The sequence below is a fragment of the Corynebacterium gottingense genome (genome assembly GCF_003693265.1).
Taxonomy (GTDB): domain Bacteria; phylum Actinomycetota; class Actinomycetes; order Mycobacteriales; family Mycobacteriaceae; genus Corynebacterium; species Corynebacterium gottingense.
The window spans coordinates 1-2,369 of the sequence record NZ_RDRE01000085.1 but is presented as its reverse complement, the minus strand read 5'-3'; the positions used below and the strand labels follow the sequence as shown (position 1 = coordinate 2,369).

The following is a 2,369-nucleotide window of genomic DNA, read 5'->3' as shown; positions in this document are numbered from 1 at the left end:
AGGCCGGCAAAGTCACCCTGAAGGTGAACAACAGGGGCGCGGACCTGAACCGCTACACCGTCCAGGTGGTCACCCCGCACGGCGACGCCTCCAAGGACATCGTCCTCGACGGCGCGCTGACCGACCGCGACGAGGCCACCGTCACCGTGCCGGTGACCGCTGGCGACGCAGCCATCATGCCGCTCGACGTGAAGGTCACCAACCAGAATGGCGAGACCGCCTTCGAAGATCGCTTCGCCGTTGACGTCAAGGCCGGCAAGGCATCCGCGAACCCTGCAGCGATGGCAGGCGCTACCAACGCGCCCGCAAAGACGACCAAGACCGCGAAGTCTCAGGAGGCTGCGACCGAGACCGCGACGGCAAATCCGACCGTCGAGGCGGCACCGTCCAAGGCGGCGACGGCGAAGTCGGCACCGGCAAAGTCGAAGGAATCCACCAAGAACGACGACGGCGCAATGACCACGGTGGCGTCGCCGAAGACGCAGGACCAGCCGGGAAAGAAGGAGCTGCACACGGCTTCCGACGACAGCCGTACGGAAGGCGGCCCGAACATCGCCGCCATCATCGTGCCGATCATCGCGATCCTGGCCATCATCGGCGGCGCTGCCGCTGCCCTCGGCTCCGGGGTGCTCGGCTAAGCGAGGCGGATTGTGCGGAAGGCCTGGCCATGTTGGCCAGGCCTTTGGCGTATCTACGCCAGGGTTTCTCGTGCGCGGAGGCGGAGTTTTCCGGGTTCTGGGGCGCTTGGGTTGGGTGCGGTGCGGCGTCTGTTGGTGGTGCGGTGGCTGTTGGTGCGGCGTTTGCTGGTGCGGCGTCTGATGGCGGTGGCGGATCAGATGGAGCTAGCTCCGTTTGGGTGGCGGGCTGAACGTCGACCTGGGGTTTTGTTGGTGTCGGCGGGCCAGATGGAGCTAGCTCCGTTTGGGTGGCGGGTTGGGAGCCTACCTGGGGTTTTGTTGGTGTCGGCGGGCCAGATGGAGCTAGCTCCGTTTGGGTGGCGGGCTGGGAGCCGACCTGGGGTTTTGTTGGTGGCGGCGGGCCAGATGGAGCTAGCTCCGTTTGGGTGGCGGGCTGGGAGCCGACCTTGGGTTTTGTTGGTGGCGGCGGGCCAGATGGAGCTAGCTCCGTTTGGCTCGTCACTGTGGGTGAAGCGGCCATCACCGGGTCAGGCGGCACGCCCGGACGCAGTTGCCAAGACAGGCGCCGATGTCACCGATCGACCCCGCGCATGACAACGCCCCCTCGCCGACATTGCGTGAAAGTCGGGGAGGGGGCGCTGCGCTGTTCTTAAGAGTTAGGACGCTTGCCGCGGTTTGCACTCTTCTTGCGACGGTCCTTGCGCTTACGACCACGCTTGCTCATAGGAGCCTCCTTAGTTCTGTTCGGTTCTGGGCGATCAAAGTTCAGGTACTCCACTTTATCGCTCGGACGTGCCTACAGGGAAATTGTCCCTGCTTCACGGGGATGTACGCCCGGGCGACGCGATGCGTGATGCGGAGTGGGGGGAGTTCGCGTTACGCGGACAGGCGGGCGCGGTTGCGAGCCAGTGCCTTGTTGCGACGCTTGATGGCGCGGCGCTCCTCCTCGGACAGGCCGCCCCACACGCCTGCGTCCTGGCCGGTCTCCAGGGCCCACTTCAGGCACTGGGAGGTGACGGGGCAGCGGTTGCAGACCATCTTGGCCTGGGCGATCTGGGACAGAGCCGGGCCGGAGTTACCGACGGGGAAGAACAGTTCCGGGTCCTCGTCGCGGCAAATTGCTTCGTGGCGCCAATCCATGATGAAATACTCCTTACATAAGCGTTGAACAGGTTTCGCGCACACCACTTCTTCGCCTCTTCGCGGGAGGCGAGTTGCAAACTAAGTTTGATTCCAGGTTCCGGGCGGTGTTCCCTTCGGTGGGATCCGGCTGCCGGTTTCCCTGGCGTTAACCCTGTGGTGTCTTGGGGTTAAGGGCTGTGTTACCAGCCCGTCGTTTTTGCTACCTGAGAATAATGGCACGAATTGCCAATGCGCGCTAGGGGTAAAGGCCGAAATGTGACACTAATCATATGAATTTTTCCCCTCCGCGCAGTTCATATTGGGATTTCCAACGAATTTGGGAACGCATCATCAACGGTTTGAACTGCGGAAATGGGAATTTTCACGCACGCACACGCGGGTGGGAAGGTCAAATCAAGAATCTGTGATTCCGCCCCGATTCTTCCGCGGTGGCTGTGACGGTGCTGCTACTGCACCCGGTGATGTCGCGGTGAAGTCGACCGCAAAGTGACGGTTAGACTAACAAGACGTGACTGAAAAGAAATCCCGCTCTCCTCGTCAACCACGCCCGCCAATGGACCTGGAAACGGCACGGCGTGCCTCCGCAGT

Annotated in this window: 2 protein-coding genes and 1 pseudogene; 1 reads left to right on the top strand and 2 read right to left on the bottom strand. The window is 62.7% G+C overall.

Annotated features, from left to right (window positions below; genetic code table 11):
- Positions 1–638: pseudogene (locus EAW56_RS12790) on the top strand (hypothetical protein); the annotation flags it as partial.
- Between the two features lie 649 nt (positions 639–1,287).
- Here EAW56_RS12790 and EAW56_RS13255 read toward each other — a convergent pair.
- Positions 1,288–1,362: a 50S ribosomal protein bL37 gene (locus EAW56_RS13255; RefSeq protein ID WP_095066802.1), complete on the bottom strand. Its 75-nt coding sequence runs from the start codon at positions 1,360–1,362 to the stop codon at positions 1,288–1,290.
- A gap of 152 nt (positions 1,363–1,514) precedes the next feature.
- Positions 1,515–1,778, bottom strand: coding sequence for a WhiB family transcriptional regulator (locus tag EAW56_RS11705; protein WP_095278793.1), 264 nt, complete (start codon positions 1,776–1,778; stop codon positions 1,515–1,517).
- Positions 1,779–2,369 lie beyond the last annotated feature (591 nt).

Coding starts and splice junctions, on each gene's coding strand:
- EAW56_RS11705 (WP_095278793.1), bottom strand. CDS start 1,778: ATGGATTGGCGCCACGAAGCAATTTGCCGCGACGAGGACCCGGAACTG.